The organism is Amycolatopsis sp. cg13 (genome assembly GCF_041346965.1).
Lineage (GTDB): Bacteria > Actinomycetota > Actinomycetes > Mycobacteriales > Pseudonocardiaceae > Amycolatopsis.
In genome coordinates this window covers 8766350-8784386 of the sequence record NZ_CP166848.1, presented here as the reverse complement: position 1 = coordinate 8784386, position 18037 = coordinate 8766350, and the positions used below count along the sequence as shown (strand labels likewise).

Here is an 18037-nt window from a genome sequence, read left to right as displayed (position 1 = left end):
TTCGTGACGCAGCTCACAGGTCAGCGCAGGTGTGAGGCTCCGTTCATGTCCAGGATGGAGCCGGACGCCCAGGGCGTCTCCGACGACGCCAGGAACACCACCGCTTCGGCGATTTCCTCCGGTTCGGCCACCCGGCCGAACGGACTCTGCTCCCGCACCTGGTCGGTGACCCGGTCCGCGACTCGCTCGGTCGCGGTGAAGCCCGGAGCCACCGAGGTGACCGAAATGCCGTGCGGAGCCAACTGAACCGCGAGCGATTGGCCGAACGAATGCAGCGCGGCCTTGCTCGCGCCGTACGCGAGGTATTCGGGCTCGCCCCGGAACGCCCCGCGCGACCCGATGTTCACGATCCGTCCTGGCACGCCGCGAGCCATGAGGTGCCGGGCGACGTGGAAGGAAACGTTGGCCGCGCCGAGGAGGTTGACGTCCAGCGTGCGCCGCCACGCCTCCTGCCAGTCCGGATAGGACATCTCGCCGATCGGCGTCCGGGTGGCCGGAGTAGTCCCGACCGCGGCGTTGTTGACCAGCACGTCGACGCCGCCGAGTTGTTCCTCGGCCACGTCGGCGATCCACTGCGCGGCATCGGGATTCCCGAGGTCGCCGGACACGAGCACGTGCCCGGAACCGGGCAGCGCCTCGAGCGTCTCGCGCGCGGCCTCCCGGTTGGATCCACAGTGGACAGCGATCCGGTCGCCCCTGGTGGCGAAGGCGACGGCGATGGCGCGGCCGATCCCGCGCGAGGCTCCGGTGACGAGGACGTTCATTTCGCGAACAACTGCGTCTCGTCGCGGAAAGCCTTGAACTCCAGCGCGTTCCCGGCCGGGTCGAGCAGGAACATCGTCCACTGCTCCCCCTTCTCTCCGGCGAACCGCTGATACGGCTCGATCACGAACTCGGTGCCCGCCGCGCGCAGCCGCCCGGCCAGCTCCTGGAAGCTGTCGACGTCGAGCACCAGCCCGAAATGCGGCACCGGAACGTCGTGCCCGTCGACGGGATTGCGGCCGGCTTCCGCCCGGGCGCCCGGGACCACGTGCGTGACGACCTGGTGGCCGTGGAAGTTCCAGTCGACCCACGCGTCCGCCGAGCGCCCTTCCGACAGCCCGAGCACGGTGCCGTAGAACTCGCGGGCCTTCGGCAGGTCGTCGACCGGTATGGCCAGGTGGAAGGCGGGACGGACGGCCATGGGGCACTCCTTCGGCGCGGGGATCGGTTTCTTCACCTTGACCGGCCGATGTCCGAATGTCAACATTGGCACGTGGAAGTCACCCCCCTGAGGAAGGCGGCGCGCCGCGGGCTCGCCGACGAGGCCGCCGACCGGGTGCGCGAAGCGATCTTCGCCGGCCATTTCCGGCCCGGCGCGCCTTTGCGCGAGGTCGAATTGGCCGCGTCACTGGAGATCAGCCGCGGTTCGGTGCGCGAGGGCATCGCCCAGCTGGCCCGGGAAGGCCTGGTCCGCTGCGGCTGGCATCGCCCGACCACGGTGGTCGACGTGACCGCTTCGGATGTCAACGAGGTCTACTCGGTCCGCGCCGCCCTCGACCGGCTCGCCGCGGTCACCGCGCGCGCCACGGCGACCGCCGAAGATCTGGACGCGCTGGACGCGTTAGTCGCGGAGCTGGCGACGGCCGTCCGCACGAATGCGGACGGCCCGCGACTGTTGGCGCTGGATATCGCTTTCCACGACCGCGTTTACGCGGCGGCGGACAACGGACGGCTCACCGAGGCGTGGGAAGCCGTGCGCTCGCAGGTGTTCCTGTTCCAGCTGCAACGGGTTTCGCTGGGACACGAGCATTACCGGGCCCGCGTGGTGGCTGAGCACCGGGAATTGGCGGAGCTGATTCGCGCCGGCGACCGGGAACGGTTAGCCCGGGTGGCCGAACATCACGTGGAGTCCGCGAGGGAAAGCCTGCTCGACCGCCTCCGAACCGAGTAGTTCCACGCATCCGCCGCGCTTCCCGGCCTGCCACGATCCTTAGGTGGACCCGGACCCGAGCGAACCGACCCAAGCCCGCCCCGCGATCGTCGGCGCACTGCACGGCGCGGGCGCGTTCCTGGTCAGCGCCTTAGTGCTCTGCGGGCTCGCGATCGGAGTGACGGCTGGCTCGAACGAGCTGAGCTGGCCGGTCGTGCTCAGGATCATCGTGCTCGCCTCCTTCTCGATGTGGGGGCTTTTCGCGCTGCCGGTCGCGGCCGGAATCGGCGCGCTGGTCGCTTCGCTGGGCAAGCCGAAACGACTAGCGCGCCGCGTGTGGCTCACGGTTTGCCCGCTCACCTTGCTATTCCCGATCCTCTTCGCCGCCGTGACTGCTATGCGACTGGAGTAGCCTCCTTCGCTCGCGCGAGCGCCGCTTCGATCCGCTTGTTGCTCGTCATGCTCATCGTCACCAGCGTCATCGACACGAGCACCCCCGCCGCCCCGATGTACGGCACCCGCACCCCGGCCGTCGCGGCGAGCCAGCCGCCGAGCGCGGCGCCTGCCGGTGCGGCCGAGGCCGAGACCAGGCGCGAAGCCGCGGCCACTCGGCCCATCAGCCGTGCCGGGACCACGACCTGTCGCAGCGAGCCGCCGAGCACCATCGTGGTCGCCATGGCGCAGCCGCACAGGGCGAACATCGCTCCGGCCAGCCACGGGTCCCTGGCCAGGCCGAACACCAGCACCGCGCCGCCCTCGATCACCGCGGTGACGGTGAGCGCGGTCCCGGTGCCGAGCCACTTCTCCAGCGGTCCGGCGAGCACCATCGCGCCCACCAGTCCCCCGGCGGCTTCCGCGGCGAGCAGGAACCCGTATCCGGCGGAGTGCAGGCCCAGCGCGTCCTTGGCGAAAACCACCAGCACCGCGCCGAAAGCGCCGAACGCCAGGTTCCCGACCGCGGGCCGCAGGGCGAGGCCGAGCAGCAGCCGATCCTTTACTACGTACGCGAAACCCTCTTTCGAGTCCGCCCACACGGTCCGTCCGGGCTCGCGTTTCGGCACCGGAGCCGGCGGCAGCGTCCGGATCAGCACCGCGCTGGCCACGTAGGTCAGCGCGTTCACCGCGAACGGCAGCGTTCTTCCGACGGTGAAAAGGAAACTCCCGACCGGCGGTCCGGCGAACTGCCCGGCGGCGGTCGACGCCCCGCGCAGGTATCCGTTGGCCCGCCGGAGCAAAGTCTGGTCCCGCGCGAGCAGATCCGGCAGGTAGGCCTGCGCGGCAGTGTCGAAGAACAGGGTGCCAGTACCGAGCAGGAACGCCACCACGAGCAGGACCGGAATGCTGAGCCAGCCGAACGCGCCCGCAACGACCGTCAGCACCAGCAACACCGCTCGCGCCAGGTCGGCGAGCCACATCGTGCGCCGCCGGTCCCAACGGTCGACCAGGGCGCCGGCGAACAGCCCGGCCACCGGATACGGCGCGAGCACCGCCACCGTCACCAGACTGACCACCAGCGGATCGCTGTCCAGCAACAGCGCCAGCAACGGCAGAGCCGCGACATACGCACCGTCGCCTAGGGAACTGACCGTCGCGGCTGTCCACAAGCGACTGAACGCGGGCGGCATCTTCGGATTGGTCATCGGGCAGCACCCGGCCCCGGACGGAAGAACGCGATCGCGACGGTGGCGGCCGCCTCGTCGGCGTCGCGCGCGTCCCGCAGCTCGTCGAGCAGTCCGGCCAGCCGGCGCTCGAACTCCTCGAATTGCGTCTCGCTGATCCGCGTGTGCTGCATCCGAACGTACCGGCGCGAGCCTTCGGGCGCGGTCGAGAGGTCGTTGATCGCGTGCTGCATCAGCACGTCCCGCTGCCCCGCCGCGGGTTCGGGCAGCTCGATGCTCTTGCCGACGTGCGCGTAGTAGCGCTCCAGCACGCCGCGCACCTTCCGCGTGCGCACGACGTGCACGAGCCCGGCCCGCTCCAGCACCCGCATGTGGTAGCTGGAACTGCCTTTCGCGATGTCCAGCTGCTCGGCGACCTGCGTGATCGTCGCGGGCCCGTCGCGCAGCACCGCGAGCACGCGGTGCCGCACGACGTTGCTGACCGCGCGCAGCTGATCGGTCGTCTCCACCTGGACAGATTCTTGGGGCGGGACATAGCCCGCCTGGTCGTCCCCAGTCATGGGGACAATGGTCAACGACTCTTGACCATTTGTCCAGTGCTAATTTTCGGAGCAGCGTTGGCCGGCGGCTCAGCCGCCGAAGAGCCCGACCACCTTCCGGATCAGCTCGACCACGCCGTAGGCGAACGGGGCGAGCACCCACAGCCAGGCGATCACCAGCAGGACAGTCCGGCCGCTGGAACGGCCCTCGGCACTCGTCATCAGGCTTCACTCCCCACCGCGGCCTGCCCGGCCGGCTCGTGGAACTTCTCCTTCACCGGGCGCACGCATTCGTTCGCGACGAACCCGACCACCAGCAGGCCGATCATGATCCAGAACGACAGCTGGTACAGGTCCGGCCCGGTCTTGCCCGCGGCCTTCTGGCTGTCCGCGATCCCGTCCACGATCAGCGGCCCGAGCACGCCCGCCGCCGACCACGCGGTCAGCAGCCTGCCGTGGATCGCGCCGACCTGATAGGTGCCGAACAGGTCCTTGAGGTACGCCGGGAGCGTCGAGAACCCGCCGCCGTAGAAAGACAGGATCAGCATCGCGCACAGCACGAACACGAGCTTCGAGGAGTTCGTGGTCAACGCGATCACGAGGTACAGCAGCGCGCCGACGCCGAGGTAGAACCGGTAGATGTTCTTGCGCCCCACCAGGTCCGAGGCCGACGACCAGACGAACCGGCCCAGCATGTTGGTCAGCGAGAGCAGCGCGACGAACCCGGCGGCGGACGCGGCGCCGACCGGGGCGGAGGTGCCCTTGAAGAAATCGGTGATCATCGGCGCGGCCTTCTCCAGGATGCCGATGCCCGCGGTCACGTTGAGGCACAAGACAATCCAGAGACACCAGAACTGCGGCGTCTTCAGCGCGTTCGCCGCAGAGACGTTCGCCGTGGAGATCATCGGTTTCGCGGCGGCCTGCTTGACCGCGCCCGCCGGACGCCAGTCGTCGGCGGGAACCCGGACGATCAGCACGCCCATCGTCATGAACACCGCGTACACGATCCCGTGAATGAGGAACGCCGTCGCGATGTCGCCCGTCGTGGGCGAGGTGCCGAGCATCGCCGACGACCACGGCGACGCGATCAGCGCGCCGCCGCCGAAGCCCATGATCGCGATCCCGGTGGCCATGCCCGGCCGGTCCGGGAACCATTTGATCAGTGTCGACACCGGCGAGATGTAGCCGATGCCGAGACCGATCCCGCCCACGCCGCCGTAACCGGCCACGACGAGCCAGAACTGTCCGGTCGCGACGCCGAGCGCGGCGAGCAGGAACCCGGCGGAGAAACAGACCGTGGCGACGGCCATGGCCCAGCGCGGGCCGTTGCGCTCCACGAGCGTGCCGCCGAACGCGGCGGACAGGCCCAGCATCACGATGCCGAGCTGGAACGGCAGCCCGGATTGCGTGCCGGACAGTCCCAGAGTCTTCTCCAGCGGCGTCTTGAAGACGCTCCACGCGTAGGCTTGGCCGATCGACAGGTGGATGGACAGCGCAGCGGGCGGCACGAGCCAGCGGGTCCAGCCAGGCGGTGCGACGATGCGGGAACGGGCAAGGAAGCCGGGGACAGCCATCGGCGGTCTCCTCCCAACAGTGACGAGGTGCTGGGAATGGTTTACCAGATCCTCGGCGTTGCGCCGGATGACTGTCGAATGACTTGAGAATGTCTTGTCGATGACAACAAAAATCGACGCCGAAGCGGACAACGAGGACGAGCGGAGCAGGCGATGGGCAGAGTGACGGTACGGCGGCCGGTACGGCGGATCTCCGCGACCGGCGAGCGGCGCCGGCCGGACTCGCTGGCCGCCGAGGAGCCGTTGGAGCTGCGGGTCGGCGGCAAGGCGCTGGCAGTGACAATGCGCACTCCTGGCCACGACGTCGAGCTCGCGCACGGCTTCCTGTTGTCCGAAGGCGTGTTGGGGTCCCGTGAGGACGTCGCCGTCGCGCGCTACTGCGACGGGGTCGACGATCAAGGCCGCAATACCTACAACGTTCTCGACATCGCACTCGCCGAGGGAGTCGCCCCGCCGGACACCGGCGTCGAGCGGAACTTCTACACCACCTCGTCGTGCGGCGTCTGCGGCAAGGCCGCGCTCGACGCGGTGAAGCTGCGAAGCCGCTTCTCCCCCGGCGCGTCCGAGTTCACCGTGAAGACCGACGTCCTCACCCAGATGCCGGATCGGTTGCGGGAACAGCAAAAGGTGTTCTCGTCCACCGGCGGCCTGCACGCCGCCGGACTGTTCACTTCGGACGGTCGGCTCGTCGTGGTGCGTGAGGACGTCGGACGGCACAACGCGGTGGACAAGGTGCTCGGCTGGGCCCTGCAGGCGGGCCGGATCCCCGCCCCGGATCTGGGGCTGCTGGTCTCCGGCCGCGCCTCGTTCGAACTGGTGCAGAAGGCCGCGATGGCCGGCATCGGGCTGCTCGCCGCGGTGTCCGCGCCGTCGTCGCTCGCGGTGGAACTGGCCGAGGAGAACGGCATGACGCTCATCGGTTTCCTGCGCGGCGACAGCATGAACCTCTACACCGGAGACCAGCGGCTGCTGACGTAATCACGCTCCGGCGGGCACCCAGTTGCCGTGGAAACCGTGCGGGACCCGATCCGGAAGATGCACGGCGGCAACGGTTTCGAGGGTGCCCGCGTCGAGCAGGACGAGGTCGCTGCGCGCTTCGGCCGCGTCGTAGACGTAGCCCATCAGCACGCCCTCGTCCTCGCCCGCGTCCGCCCGGGACGGAACGAACACGAACTCGCCTGGCTCGCGTCCGGGACCGAACCGGTGCGCCTCCACGGAACCCTTGCGCAGGTCGTGTTTGTACACCGCGCCGACGCTGCGAGACCGGTCGTCGAGGGCCGTGGCGTAGCCGTACCGGTGCGGCAAGCCGACAAGACGTTCGTCCACGCGCGGGAACTCCTGGCCGTGCTCGTCGATCCGTTCCTCGACCACCTTCCCGAGCGCGAGATCGACCGTCCACCGGTCGAGCGTCGGCTCGCCTTCGGCCGGGCCGTGCAGCGCGCGGTCGAACATCTTCGGATGCCGGACGACGTCGAGCACGATCCGGTCGTCCTCGTCGTAGGCGTTGAGCGGGTGGAAGACGTAGCACTGGCCGACATCGAACCAGCGGACGTCGCTGTTGTCGCCCTCGCGCGGCATCACGCCGATGCGCGCCGGGTAGTCCGGATTCCACCGGTACGGCAAGGAACTCACTCCGCGACCGGTGCGCGCGGTCAGCGGGTCGGGCACGTCGACCGGCACCGGGGCCTGGTCCGGATCGAAGGTGACCGGCAGGTCGTAGAACACGACATACCGTTCGGTGAGCGAGAAGTCGTGCATCATCGGCGCACCGGTGACCTCGACGTCGACCGTGCGCCGTGCCCGTCCGTCGGTGCCGACCACCGAATACTGGACCTTGTTCCCCAGCCCGAATTGGTACGAGACGGCGTGCAGCTCGCCGGTCCTCGGGTCGCGCTTCGGGTGGGCGGTGTATCCGGAGAGGGTGCCGTCGAAGTCGCAGATGCCCAGGGTGTCCAGCTCCTCGCTGAGCTCCCACTGCGGCACCCCGCCCTCGACCAGCGCGATCGTGCGCCCGGCGTGCCCGATGACGTTGGTGTTGGCCCCGCCCTCGTCGGTGCCGACGCGGCGGCTGCGGTACCACTCGGCCCGGCCGTCGCGCAGCCGCACGCCGTGCACCATGCCGCGGCCGAGGAACCAGTGGTGCGTTTCCGGATCCGGGTCGGTCGGGTTCGGCCCGTTGCGCAGGTAGCGGCCGTCGAGGTAGTCGGGCAGCTGCCCGGTCACCGTCAGGCGGGTGCTCGTGTACTCGCGCTCGACCGGCGCGAAGTTGCCTTCGAGGAAGAGATTTCCCATGACACGCTCCGTCCATAACGTGGTTATGGTCACCGGTATAACAGGGTTATGGGATACTGGCAAGCATGAACGAGCGGACTCGGGGCGAACACGCGCGGACGCAACTGGTCGAGGCGGCGATCCGGCTGCTGGCCGACGGCGGCGCGGAAGCACTGCAGGCCCGCAAGCTGGCGGCCGAGATCGGCGCGTCCACAATGGCCGTGTACACCCATTTCGGCGGCATGGCCGCGCTCGTCGATGCCGTTGCGCGAGAAGGGTTTCGGCGGCTGATCGCGAACATGGCGACGGTCGGGCAGAGCGACGATCCGGTGGCCGATCTGTACCGCCTCGCGCTGGCCTACCGCCGCACCGCGGTGGAGCATCCGGAGCTGTTCACGCTCATGTTCCGAGAGGCGGGCGCGCACGGACAAGCGGTCGGCGACCTTTTGAAGGAGAGCCCGGACAGCGAGGCCGCGGCGTCGTTCCGGGGCATGGTCGCGGCCGTCTCGCGCACGATCGAGGCCGGACGGCTCAAGGGCGATCCGCTGTCGGTCGCCTCACAGATCTGGAGCGCGATCCACGGCTATGTCACCCTCGAACTGCTGGGCCACTTCGGCCGGGGCGACCGGGGAGTGAGCGAGGTGCTCTCGCCACTCTGCGTGACGCTCGTCGTCGGGCTCGGAGACAGCCCTGCCGCCGCTCGGGCGTCCGTGGGTCTGATCACAACAACCGCATGAAGATCTTCTGAAGGCAACGTTTTGTCCCTTCGCCACGTCTTACGCTATATGGGTGAGGGGGATTGGGTGAGCGAGGAGACCGAGGGCCGAAGGCGGGTGAGCCGCCGGTCCATGCTGATCGCGGGTGCCTCGGGCCTCGGCATCGCCGGGCTCGCGGTGGGGAGCGCGACCGGCGTGGTGCCGTTCAACCAAGCGATGCAGCGGGCACTGGGCGTGACGTCGTCGACGCCGGTGACCCAGCTCGGCAGCATGCGGGTGGAACGCGTCTACTCCCACGCCCGCGGCCGGGAAGTGGACCTCGTTTTCCAATTGCCGAGCAAGAAGCCCCCAGCCGGTCTGCCGATGTCCCTGATGCTGCACGGCCTGCACGGATCCGCGCGCTCCGCCGCGCCGAGCGGCCTGCTGAAGCAACTGGGCAGCGACGTCGCGCGCAAAGCCGTGCCGGCGTACGGCTTCGTCGCGGTCGACGGCGGCGACAACTACTGGCACCAGGTCCGCCCCGGCGACGACCCGATGGCGATGCTGCTGGAAGAAGTCCCGCAGTGGCTGCGAGCCCGCGGCTTCGGCGGCACGGACGGCGTGCCGTTCGCTTGCGCCGGAGTCTCGATGGGCGGCTTCGGAGCCCTCCTGTACGCCCGCCGCCGCGCCGAACGCCGCCAACCGCCCGCCGCGGTCGCCGCGATCGCGCCCGCGCTGCTGACGTCGTGGCCGGAAATGGCGAAACGCCGCATTTTCACCGGCATGACTGATTGGACTTCGCTCGACCCGCTGCGCCATCAGTCGTCCCTGCAGGGCATTCCGACGGCGGTTTACTGCGGGACGGAAGATCCGTTCATCACCGGTGTGCGGCGGTATATCGCGGAAACGCACCCGACGATTGGATATACGGCGCACGGGAAGCACAGCGACACGTTCTTCCGGACGACGGTTCCCAGCATGGTGGGGTTCTTGGGGAAGCATTTGCGGCAGAAGGTCTGAGCCTGCCGATCTTGTGAGTGTCGAGCACAGTTCCGTCCGGGGCCAACACTCACGGCTTCCGCGACGGAATCCAACGGCATCAACGCGTTCGTCTCAGGAAAATACGCCGCCACACAGAATCAGAAAGCGACAACTGCGGGAACTGAGGTCGTGCGTGGTTGTCCCGGTTCTCACCGCGACAACCGCTCACGAGACCCAGCGAGCCGTTACCGAACATCGCTGAGAATCCGGCCATCGCGGCAAGTGCCGTCAACGGCTACCAGAGCATCGGGGCCGCGTTGCGGAGAGCCGCCTCCGCCCCGCCACGGGATTTCTTCGTCCACGAGGTGCACACCCACTGCACTACCGCATCCATGGCGGCAATCCTTCACCGCGAAGGACGCTCGCCGCGAGCGAGTTACGAGACCCAGCGGGCCACGACGGACATCACCCAGAACCCGACCAGCCCCGCGAGCGCCGTCAGCAGCGACCAGCGCAGCTGAAGCGCCCGGGTCTCCGACGCACGCCACCGGCGCAGGAACAGCCACGCCACCACGAACAGCGGGATCGGCAGCAGCGGCAGCGCCGACAGCCGGGTGCCGACCGCGACCAGGCAGACCAGCGTGCACAGCGCCAGCATGATCTCGGACGCGCGGGGCAGCCACGGGAAGCGCGTGAACACGGACGCGGCTACCCGCTCGCTCAGCTCCAGGATGCCGACGACCGGCGCGGCCGCGGGCTCGGTCTCGGTCTCGGTCTCGGTCTCGGCGGGTACCGCTTCGCCGGGGTCGGCTGTCTCGTCCCCCCGGGGTGCGGTCAGCGGCACGGTTGTCATCCTGTCCATTATCGCGCCTGCCGCCGACACCCGGACAGCCGACTCCTGCTAACGCCCGGCGGACGCCGGGTCAGGCCGACTTTTCGCCGCGCTCGCTGCGAGTGCGGCGCGACGGCTGGCGAGCCACGATCGTGGGGTTGACGTTCTCCCGCACGGTCTGCTCGGTGATCACGACCTTCGCCACGTCCTCGCGGCTCGGGATGTCGTACATGACCGGCTGGAGGACTTCCTCCATGATCGCGCGCAGGCCGCGGGCGCCGGTGCCGCGCAGGACGGCCTGGTCGGCGATCGCCTCGAGCGCGGTCTTGGTGAACTCCAGCTCGACGTTGTCCATCTCGAAGAGCTTCTTGTACTGCTTCACCAGCGCGTTGCGCGGCTGCGTCAGGATCGAGACGAGCGATTCCTTGTCCAGGTGGTTCACCGTCGCCACGACCGGGAGCCGGCCGATGAACTCCGGGATCAGCCCGAACTTGATCAGGTCCTCCGGCATGGTCTCGGAGAACACGTCGCTGCCCTCGATCTCGGCCTTGGTGCGGATCTCCGCGCCGAAGCCGAGGCCGCGCTTGCCGACCCGCTCGTTGATGATCTTTTCCAGCCCGGCGAACGCGCCCGCGACGATGAACAGCACGTTCGTGGTGTCGATCTGGATGAATTCCTGGTGCGGGTGCTTGCGCCCGCCCTGGGGCGGCACCGACGCGGTGGTGCCCTCGAGGATCTTCAGCAGCGCCTGCTGCACGCCCTCGCCGGACACGTCGCGGGTGATCGACGGGTTCTCGCTCTTGCGGGCGATCTTGTCGACCTCGTCGATGTAGATGATGCCGGTCTCGGCGCGCTTGACGTCGTAGTCCGCCGCCTGGATCAGCTTGAGCAGGATGTTCTCGACGTCCTCGCCGACGTAGCCCGCCTCGGTGAGCGCGGTGGCGTCGGCGATGGCGAACGGGACGTTCAGCAGCTTCGCCAGCGTCTGCGCGAGGTAGGTCTTGCCGCAGCCGGTGGGGCCGAGCATCAGGATGTTGGACTTGGCCAGCTCGACCGGCTCGTCCTTGGAGTCCTTCGGGCCGGATTTGTCGTCGGCCTGGATCCGCTTGTAGTGGTTGTACACCGCGACCGCGAGCGTCTTCTTCGCGTCGTCCTGGCCGATGATGTACTGCTCGAGGAACTCGTGGATGTCGGCGGGCTTCGGGAGCTCGTCGAGCTTCACGTCGCCGGCTTCGGCCAGTTCCTCTTCGATGATCTCGTTGCAGAGGTCGATGCACTCATCGCAGATGTAGACCCCTGGCCCGGCAATGAGCTTCTTCACCTGCTTCTGGCTCTTGCCGCAGAAAGAACACTTCAGCAGGTCGCCGCCGTCACCGATCCGTGCCATGGCCGTTGACCTCGTCCCCTCCGGTGCGCGAGCGCACCTGCACTACTGGATGGCGGCCCCGCGACTGCCAGGCGTTCCCGGGACCAACACGCATTGCCATCGACGGTACCCGCCCGAAGGCGCGGGCGGGAACACCCGACCCCCATAGGGCACGTCGACGACCGACACTAGACCAGCGGGCCGGTGCGCGTCGCGGATTCGCCGCGCACCGGCCCGTCGCGGTCAGTTCGCCGAGGCCTTCCGGTACGGAAGCACCTCGTCGATCAGGCCGTAGGCCTTGGCCTCTTCGGCGGTGAGGATCTTGTCCCGCTCGATGTCGGCCTTGATCTCGTCCGGTTCCTTGTTCGTGTGCTTCGCCAGGATGACCTCCATCTGGCGGCGCACGCGCTGGATCTCGTTGGCCTGGATCTCCAGGTCCGAGACCTGCCCGTAGGTGCCCTCGGTGGCCGGCTGGTGGATCAGCACGCGCGCGTTCGGCAGCGCCATGCGCTTGCCCGGCGTGCCCGCCGCCAGCAGCACCGCGGCGGCCGAGGCGGCCTGGCCGAGGCACACGGTCGAGATGTCCGGGCGGATGTACTGCATGGTGTCGTAGATCGCCATCAGCGAGGTGAACGACCCGCCCGGGGAGTTGATGTAGATGCTGATGTCGCGGTCCGGGTCCTCGTGCTCGAGGTGCAGCAGCTGGGCCATCACGTCGTTGGCCGACGCGTCGTCCACCTGCACGCCCAGGAAGATCGTCCGCTCCTCGTACAGCTTGTTGTACGGGTTGGACTCCTTCACGCCGTAGCTGGTGCGCTCGACGTAGGACGGGAGGATGTACCGCGACTGCGGAGTCTGCGGTGCCCGGAAGTCACCCGGGAGCCGGAAGTTGCTCATGATGCTCTCCTGTGTGGTGCTTCGGGACTCAGTTGCTCGAGGTCAGGCCGCTGTCGCGGGTCAGCACGTGGTCGACGAAGCCGTAGTCCTTCGCCTCCTGCGCGGTGAACCAGCGGTCGCGGTCGCCGTCCTTGATGATCTGCTCGGTGGTCTGCCCGGTCTGCTCGGCGGTGATCTTCGCGAGCTCCTGCTTCCACTTGTTGAACAGGTCCGCCTGGATCGCGATGTCGGAGGCGGTGCCGCCGACGCCCGCGGACGGCTGGTGCATCAGGATGCGAGCGTGCGGGAGCGCGTAGCGCTTGCCCGGGGTGCCCGAGGAGAGCAGGAACTGCCCCATCGAGGCCGCCATGCCCATCGCGTAGGTCGCCACGTCCGGGCGGATCAGCTGCATGGTGTCGTAGATCGCGAACCCGGCGGTCACCGAGCCGCCCGGCGAGTTGATGTAGAACCGGATGTCCGATTCGGCGTCGTCCGCGTCGAGCAGCAGGAGCTGCGCGGTGAGCCGGTTGGCGACCTCGTCGTTGACCTCGGAGCCGAGAACGACGATGCGCTCCTGGAGCAACCGCTCGAACACCGAGTCGGTGAGGTTGAGCCCCGCGGTGCCGGTCCGCCCCTCGGGCATGTGCTGCTTCACGTCTGCCTGCCTTTTCACCGGCGACGGGCCGCCTGTGAGAGCCGCGCCGCCGCTGTCGTGTTCAGATGCTTGAGATCTTGCAACCGACCCTAACGAACTTGGGCGGTGCAGAATGCCTGACACCGCCCAAGTTCGCTTACAGCTTTACTCCGCGGGGGTCGCCGCCGCTTCTTCGGTGACCTGCGTCTCCTCGGCGGGGGCTTCTTCGTCCGCGCCGAACAGCTCGGTCAGGTCGACCTCGGACCCGGACGCGTTCTTCACCGTGGTGCCGCGCACGACCGAGGCGAGCGCCTTGCCGCGGCGCACGTCGGCGTAGATCGCGGTCAGCTGGCCAGACTGCTGGGCCCGCTGCACGTACTCGTCCGGGCTGACGCCGAAGCGCTGCGCCTGGTAGATGATCCGCTCGGTGAGCTCGCCGTCGTTGACCGACGTCTTCTCCTTGTCGGCGATGGTGTCCAGCAGCAGCTGCGTGCGGACGGCCTTCTCCGACTCTTCCTTGACCTCGGCGTTGAACTCGTCGAGGGTGCGGCCCTCGGCCTCGAGGGCCTTGGCGAACTGGTCCTCGTCGTGGTCGAACGGGTGGATCGCGTCGTGCTTGCGGTTCTCGATCTCGGCCTCGAGGACCTTCTCCGGCAGCGGCACCTCGGTGCGCTCCAGGAGGATCTCGAGGACCTTGTCGCGCGCCTGGACGCCCTGCTGCATCGTCTTGACGCGGCCGAGCCGGGTGCGCAGGTCCTCGCGCAGCTCGTCGATCGTGTCGAACTCGCTCGCCAGCTGGGCGAACTCGTCGTCGGCCTCGGGAAGCTCGCGCTCCTTGACCGACTGCACGGTGACGGTGACCTCGGCGTCCTGGCCGGCGAACTCGCCCGCGACCAGCTTGGTGGTGAACACCTTGGTCTCGCCGGCGCTGGCGCCGACGATGGCCTCGTCGATGCCGTCCACGAGCTGGCCGGAGCCGATCTCGTAGGACAGGCCGGTGGTGGAGGCCTCTTCGACGGCCTTGCCGTCGACGCTGGCCGAGAGGTCGATCGACACGAAGTCGCCGGTCTGGGCCGGGCGCTCGACGCCGGTCAGGGTGCCGAAGCGGGCGCGCAGCTCGTCGAGCTGCTCGGCGACCTCTTCGTCGGTGGTCTCGACGTCGTCGACGCTGATCTCGAGGCCGGCGAGGTCGGGCAGCTCGATCTCCGGCCGCACGTCGACCTCGGCGCTGAACTCCAGCACCTCGCGGTCCTCGAGCTTGGTCACCTCGAACTCGGGCTGGCCGAGCGTCCGGACCTCGCCCGCGCGGACGGCCTCGATGTACTTGGCCGGGATGGCCTCGTTGACGACCTCGTCGAGCACCGGCGCGCGGCCGATCCGGCTTTCCAGGACGCGAGCGGGGACCTTGCCGGGACGGAAACCGGGGACCCGCACCTGCTGGGCGATCTTCCGGTACGCGGCGTCGAAGTTCGGCTTGAGCTCGTCGAACGGCACCTCGACATTGATCTTCACTCGCGTCGGGCTGAGCTGCTCGACGGTGCTCTTCAAGGTCTTCTCCTCGAGCGGTAAACGATGGGGGCGGACAGTCCCTCGGGACCGCCCCGGTCACCTGCTGACCGGGATATCCGAGTCTAGGCCAGAGGGTTGACAAGACCGGCTGCGGGGCACCTGCCGAGGCGGAGCCGTTCAGCGGCCGCCGGTGCGCGCCCGTAGCGTCGAGGACGTGGTTTCCGGGCAACAGAACGAAGGTCCGGCCGCGGCGGCGACGCGGCTCACCGGGTTCGAGACAGTCTCGCGAGGCTCCTCAGGCACCCTCAGCGAGGTCGTATTGACCGACGGCCACCAGCACCTCGACGCGATGGTGAAACGGGGCCACGCTCCAGGCGCGACCCGAGCCGAGGCAGCCGGACTGCGCTGGCTGGCCGCAGCGGACGCAGTGCGGATCCCCCGAGTGCACGGCGCGGACGACACGTGGCTGGTGCTGGACCGGGTGGCCGAGACCACGCCTTCGCACGCCGAGGAGTTCGGCCGCGACCTCGCCCGGCTTCACTCAACCGGAGCCCCCGCGTTCGGCGCCCCTCCCCCGGACGGCCTGGCGGACGCATGGATCGGGACCGCGCCGATGCGCAACTCACCAGGCGAGTCATGGCCGGAGTGGTACGCCGAATACCGAATCCGCCCCTACGTCCGGATGGCGTCCGAGATCCTCGACACAGCGGTCTTCGAGCGCGCCTGCGCACGAATCCCGTCGATAGCTGGCCCGCCTGAACCACCCGCGCGGCTGCACGGAGATCTGTGGAGCGGAAACGTCCTGTGGGATTCCGGCGGAGCGGTGCTCATCGACCCAGCCGCGCACGGCGGGCACCGGGAGACCGATCTGGCGATGCTGCACCTGTTCGGCTGCCCGCAACTAGGGCGGATCGTGGCGGCCTACAACGAGGTCGCACCCCTGGCGGACGGATACCGAGAGCGAATCGCACTGCACCAGCTTTTCCCGCTGCTGGTGCACACAGTCCTGTTCGGACGGTCCTACGCCCGGCAAGCAACCGAAGCAGCGCGCTCCCTGGGCTGACCCCGGCCTTCAGTGTCCGTGAGGGCCACCCTGAGGGAAACAGATTCCCTGAGGGTTCCCCTCACGACCCGCCGACGTACGTGAGGGCCACCTTCACGTACTCAGATTCCCTCAGGGTTCCCCTCACGACCCACATTCCCTCAAGGAGCCCCTCACGGAACCAGATTCCTCCAAGGAGCCCTTCACAGCCCGCCAGCCCACCTGCTCGCTCGCCGCCGCGACGCGCCCCAATGTGGCGTTGGGTGCGCCCCACGCACCCAATGCGGCATTCGGTGCGTCACATGCACCCAACGCCACATTGGGGCGCTAGCCCAAGCCCACCGCGAACCCGCACCGCCGCACCCACTCATGGAGGCACCCACCTCGAACCGCAGGCGCTGAACCCGACTATCGAGGCACCCAGCCCCTCCCCCGCACCCCGATACGAAGCCTCCCTGCGGTTCGGGGGTGCTTGTCAAGGCATCTTTCCCGCCTTGACAAGCACCCCCGAACCGTCAGCACACTCGGCTTCGGGGTGCCCCACGCAACCACCAGCGATGTCGCCGCCAGGCGACGAGCCACCCGCACAGCCCACTCACAGCAACCACACATCGCCCCCACACCCGCAAACCGCACCCTCGGGGTCATGCCCCTCCGCGCACGATTAGCCGCCGCCCACCCGCGACGGCGATCCCTGCGCACGAAACTGACCGTCTCGGTAGTAATCCTCCTCTCCCTGGTCTGCCTGACCATCGGCGTAATCAGCGAATTCGCCCTGCGCGCCTTCCTCCTGACCCAAACCGACACCCAGCTCTCCGCAGCCACCGCCCGCGCCCTCGACTTCGCCACCCACCCAGGCCCACCCGGCAACGAACGCAACCCCCTAGACGCCCCAGGCCAAGGCGCAGGCACAGTCACCGCCCACCTCGACTCCGACGGCGAAGACGGCACCGGCGGCTGGCTCTCCCCCCACGGCCAGCGCATCACCCTCACCCCGGACGAACTGACGGCCCTGCAAAACCCCCCAACAACCGGCCGCCCCTACACCCGCACCCTGGGCACCCTCGGCGATTACCGCCTGACCGCGATCCCCATCCCCGACGGCATAGTCATCACCGGCGTCCCCCTAGCCCCCATGCAACAGACGCTGCTGACCGTCGGCCTGATCCTCTTCGGCGTAGCCGCAGCCGGAGTAACGGGAGCAGCCTTCCTAGGCGCCTTCGCAGTCCGCCGAACCCTTCGCCCCCTGGAACGCGTAGCGGAGACCGCCTCCCGAGTCTCCGAACTCCCGCTGGACCGAGGCGACGTAGACCTGTCCGTCCGAGTCCCAGCCCAAGACACCGACCCTCGCACCGAAGTCGGCCAAGTAGGCGCAGCACTGAACCACATGCTGGGCCACATCTCCTCCGCCCTGGAAGCCCGCCACGCCAGCGAACTACGCGTCCGCAGATTCGTCGCGGACGCCAGCCACGAACTCCGCACCCCACTGGCCGCCATCCGCGGCTACGCCGAATTAGCCGGACGATCCGACAGCCACGCCCCGCCAGACGTAGCCCATTCGATGACCAGAATCGAATCCGAAGCCGACCGCATGACGGCCCTGGTCGAAGACCTCCTCCTGCTAGCCCGCCTGGACGCAGGCCGCCCGCTAGACGTCGCCGAAGTAGACCTGACCCGCCTGGTAGCGGACGCGGTCAGCGACGCCCACGTCGCCGGTCCACACCACGTCTGGCAACTCGCCCTACCGGACGAACCGATCCTCGTACTGGGCGATGTCCAACGCCTGCACCAAGTTCTGGCGAACCTGCTGGCGAACGCCCGCGTCCACACGCCCCCCGGAAGCACCGTCATCACCGCCCTGACCCGATCCGCGGACGGCAGCGCCGTGGTGACCGTGACCGACGACGGCCCGGGCATCCCGCCCGAACTACAGCCAGCGGTATTCGAACGCTTCGCCCGCGGAGATTCGTCACGATCAAGGGCGGCCGGGTCAACCGGACTGGGCCTGGCGATCGTGTCGGCAGTACTGACCGCACACCACGGCACCATCGCGATGCACAGCCGCCCAGGCCAGACGTCCTTCGCCGTCCGCCTGCCGATCGCAGTCCCGGCACAGCGAGCCCATGACCCCAGGTCCCACAGCGGGCACACAGGGTAAGCACATCCCGGCCCCAGGTCGCGCCGCGA

Annotated in this window: 19 protein-coding genes; 7 read left to right on the top strand and 12 right to left on the bottom strand. The window is 68.7% G+C overall.

From position 1 onward, the window contains the following. Positions 1-20: 20 nt before the first annotated feature. Both AB5I40_RS41085 and AB5I40_RS41080 read right to left on the bottom strand, forming a co-directional pair. Positions 21-764: an SDR family NAD(P)-dependent oxidoreductase gene (locus AB5I40_RS41085; RefSeq protein ID WP_370935594.1), complete on the bottom strand. Its 744-nt coding sequence runs from the start codon at positions 762-764 to the stop codon at positions 21-23. Beyond that, entirely contained in the window at positions 761-1183 is a 423-nt protein-coding gene (locus AB5I40_RS41080; protein ID WP_370935593.1) for a VOC family protein, read from the bottom strand. Before AB5I40_RS41080 ends, AB5I40_RS41085 begins: the two co-directional genes overlap by 4 nt. A gap of 72 nt (positions 1184-1255) precedes the next feature. Here AB5I40_RS41080 and AB5I40_RS41075 point away from each other — a divergent pair, with 72 nt between their 5' ends. Both AB5I40_RS41075 and AB5I40_RS41070 read left to right on the top strand, forming a co-directional pair. Further along, positions 1256-1933 carry a GntR family transcriptional regulator gene (locus AB5I40_RS41075; RefSeq protein ID WP_370935592.1) on the top strand — a complete coding sequence of 226 codons (678 nt, stop codon included), beginning with the start codon at positions 1256-1258 and terminating at the stop codon, positions 1931-1933. 43 nt (positions 1934-1976) lie between these two features. After that, positions 1977-2324: a hypothetical protein gene (locus AB5I40_RS41070; RefSeq protein WP_370935591.1), complete on the top strand. Its 348-nt coding sequence runs from the start codon at positions 1977-1979 to the stop codon at positions 2322-2324. Here the strand turns inward: AB5I40_RS41070 and AB5I40_RS41065 are convergent. The 4 genes from AB5I40_RS41065 to AB5I40_RS41050 form a co-directional block, all read right to left on the bottom strand. Then, positions 2308-3552, bottom strand: a complete 1245-nt coding sequence (locus AB5I40_RS41065; protein WP_370935590.1) for an MFS transporter — start codon at positions 3550-3552, stop codon at positions 2308-2310. The genes AB5I40_RS41070 and AB5I40_RS41065 overlap by 17 nt on opposite strands. Continuing rightward, positions 3549-4091 carry an ArsR/SmtB family transcription factor gene (locus AB5I40_RS41060; protein WP_370935589.1) on the bottom strand — a complete coding sequence of 181 codons (543 nt, stop codon included), beginning with the start codon at positions 4089-4091 and terminating at the stop codon, positions 3549-3551. Before AB5I40_RS41060 ends, AB5I40_RS41065 begins: the two co-directional genes overlap by 4 nt. Positions 4092-4160: 69 nt before the next feature. Continuing rightward, positions 4161-4292 (bottom strand): hypothetical protein, encoded by a 132-nt coding sequence (locus AB5I40_RS41055; RefSeq protein WP_370935588.1) that lies wholly within the window; start codon positions 4290-4292, stop codon positions 4161-4163. Further along, the gene (locus AB5I40_RS41050) at positions 4292-5644 is read right to left on the bottom strand and encodes an OFA family MFS transporter (RefSeq protein ID WP_370935587.1); all 1353 of its coding nucleotides are present in this window, start codon (positions 5642-5644) and stop codon (positions 4292-4294) included. Before AB5I40_RS41050 ends, AB5I40_RS41055 begins: the two co-directional genes overlap by 1 nt. Before the next feature lie 153 nt (positions 5645-5797). Between AB5I40_RS41050 and fdhD the strand changes: the two genes are divergently transcribed. Beyond that, positions 5798-6622, top strand: a complete 825-nt coding sequence (gene fdhD / locus AB5I40_RS41045; RefSeq protein WP_370935586.1) for a formate dehydrogenase accessory sulfurtransferase FdhD — start codon at positions 5798-5800, stop codon at positions 6620-6622. On the opposite strand, the gene AB5I40_RS41040 is transcribed toward fdhD, so the two are convergent. Beyond that, positions 6623-7936 (bottom strand): carotenoid oxygenase family protein, encoded by a 1314-nt coding sequence (locus tag AB5I40_RS41040; protein ID WP_370935585.1) that lies wholly within the window; start codon positions 7934-7936, stop codon positions 6623-6625. It lies immediately after the preceding gene. Between the two features lie 65 nt (positions 7937-8001). Here AB5I40_RS41040 and AB5I40_RS41035 point away from each other — a divergent pair, with 65 nt between their 5' ends. Then, on the top strand, positions 8002-8652 hold the full coding sequence (locus AB5I40_RS41035) for a TetR/AcrR family transcriptional regulator (RefSeq protein ID WP_370935584.1): 651 nt from the start codon (positions 8002-8004) through the stop codon (positions 8650-8652). Positions 8653-8700: 48 nt separating this feature from the next. Continuing rightward, the gene (locus AB5I40_RS41030; protein WP_370935583.1) at positions 8701-9630 is read left to right on the top strand and encodes an alpha/beta hydrolase; all 930 of its coding nucleotides are present in this window, start codon (positions 8701-8703) and stop codon (positions 9628-9630) included. A gap of 397 nt (positions 9631-10027) precedes the next feature. On the opposite strand, the gene AB5I40_RS41025 is transcribed toward AB5I40_RS41030, so the two are convergent. The 5 genes from AB5I40_RS41025 to tig all read right to left on the bottom strand — a co-directional run bounded on the left by AB5I40_RS41025 (position 10028) and on the right by tig (position 14847). Further along, entirely contained in the window at positions 10028-10444 is a 417-nt protein-coding gene (locus tag AB5I40_RS41025; protein ID WP_370935582.1) for a hypothetical protein, read from the bottom strand. A 70-nt stretch (positions 10445-10514) separates the two neighbouring features. Continuing rightward, positions 10515-11810 (bottom strand): ATP-dependent Clp protease ATP-binding subunit ClpX, encoded by a 1296-nt coding sequence (clpX, locus tag AB5I40_RS41020; protein ID WP_009081145.1) that lies wholly within the window; start codon positions 11808-11810, stop codon positions 10515-10517. Between the two features lie 222 nt (positions 11811-12032). Then, complete coding sequence (locus tag AB5I40_RS41015; RefSeq protein WP_009081146.1) at positions 12033-12686, bottom strand: ATP-dependent Clp protease proteolytic subunit; 654 nt, start codon at positions 12684-12686, stop codon at positions 12033-12035. A gap of 28 nt (positions 12687-12714) precedes the next feature. Further along, positions 12715-13320 carry a ClpP family protease gene (locus tag AB5I40_RS41010; protein WP_037813861.1) on the bottom strand — a complete coding sequence of 202 codons (606 nt, stop codon included), beginning with the start codon at positions 13318-13320 and terminating at the stop codon, positions 12715-12717. A 144-nt stretch (positions 13321-13464) separates the two neighbouring features. Then, complete coding sequence (gene tig / locus AB5I40_RS41005) at positions 13465-14847, bottom strand: trigger factor (RefSeq protein WP_370935581.1); 1383 nt, start codon at positions 14845-14847, stop codon at positions 13465-13467. Positions 14848-15022: 175 nt separating this feature from the next. Here tig and AB5I40_RS41000 point away from each other — a divergent pair, with 175 nt between their 5' ends. Further along, positions 15023-15871: a fructosamine kinase family protein gene (locus AB5I40_RS41000; protein WP_370935580.1), complete on the top strand. Its 849-nt coding sequence runs from the start codon at positions 15023-15025 to the stop codon at positions 15869-15871. A gap of 625 nt (positions 15872-16496) precedes the next feature. Further along, positions 16497-18008 carry a sensor histidine kinase gene (locus AB5I40_RS40995; protein WP_370935579.1) on the top strand — a complete coding sequence of 504 codons (1512 nt, stop codon included), beginning with the start codon at positions 16497-16499 and terminating at the stop codon, positions 18006-18008. The last annotated feature ends 29 nt before the right edge of the window (positions 18009-18037 follow it).

Bases quoted from the DNA above. Each gene is read 5' to 3' on its own strand.
- AB5I40_RS41085 (WP_370935594.1), bottom strand. From the start codon at position 764: ATGAACGTCCTCGTCACCGGAGCCTCGCGCGGGATCGGCCGCGCCATC.
- AB5I40_RS41080 (WP_370935593.1), bottom strand. From the start codon at position 1,183: ATGGCCGTCCGTCCCGCCTTCCACCTGGCCATACCGGTCGACGACCTG.
- AB5I40_RS41065 (WP_370935590.1), bottom strand. From the start codon at position 3,552: ATGACCAATCCGAAGATGCCGCCCGCGTTCAGTCGCTTGTGGACAGCC.
- AB5I40_RS41060 (WP_370935589.1), bottom strand. From the start codon at position 4,091: ATGACTGGGGACGACCAGGCGGGCTATGTCCCGCCCCAAGAATCTGTC.
- AB5I40_RS41055 (WP_370935588.1), bottom strand. From the start codon at position 4,292: ATGACGAGTGCCGAGGGCCGTTCCAGCGGCCGGACTGTCCTGCTGGTG.
- AB5I40_RS41050 (WP_370935587.1), bottom strand. From the start codon at position 5,644: ATGGCTGTCCCCGGCTTCCTTGCCCGTTCCCGCATCGTCGCACCGCCT.
- fdhD (WP_370935586.1), top strand. From the start codon at position 5,798: ATGGGCAGAGTGACGGTACGGCGGCCGGTACGGCGGATCTCCGCGACC.
- AB5I40_RS41040 (WP_370935585.1), bottom strand. From the start codon at position 7,936: ATGGGAAATCTCTTCCTCGAAGGCAACTTCGCGCCGGTCGAGCGCGAG.
- AB5I40_RS41035 (WP_370935584.1), top strand. From the start codon at position 8,002: ATGAACGAGCGGACTCGGGGCGAACACGCGCGGACGCAACTGGTCGAG.
- AB5I40_RS41030 (WP_370935583.1), top strand. From the start codon at position 8,701: ATGGGTGAGGGGGATTGGGTGAGCGAGGAGACCGAGGGCCGAAGGCGG.
- AB5I40_RS41025 (WP_370935582.1), bottom strand. From the start codon at position 10,444: ATGACAACCGTGCCGCTGACCGCACCCCGGGGGGACGAGACAGCCGAC.
- clpX (WP_009081145.1), bottom strand. From the start codon at position 11,810: ATGGCACGGATCGGTGACGGCGGCGACCTGCTGAAGTGTTCTTTCTGC.
- AB5I40_RS41015 (WP_009081146.1), bottom strand. From the start codon at position 12,686: ATGAGCAACTTCCGGCTCCCGGGTGACTTCCGGGCACCGCAGACTCCG.
- AB5I40_RS40995 (WP_370935579.1), top strand. From the start codon at position 16,497: ATGCCCCTCCGCGCACGATTAGCCGCCGCCCACCCGCGACGGCGATCC.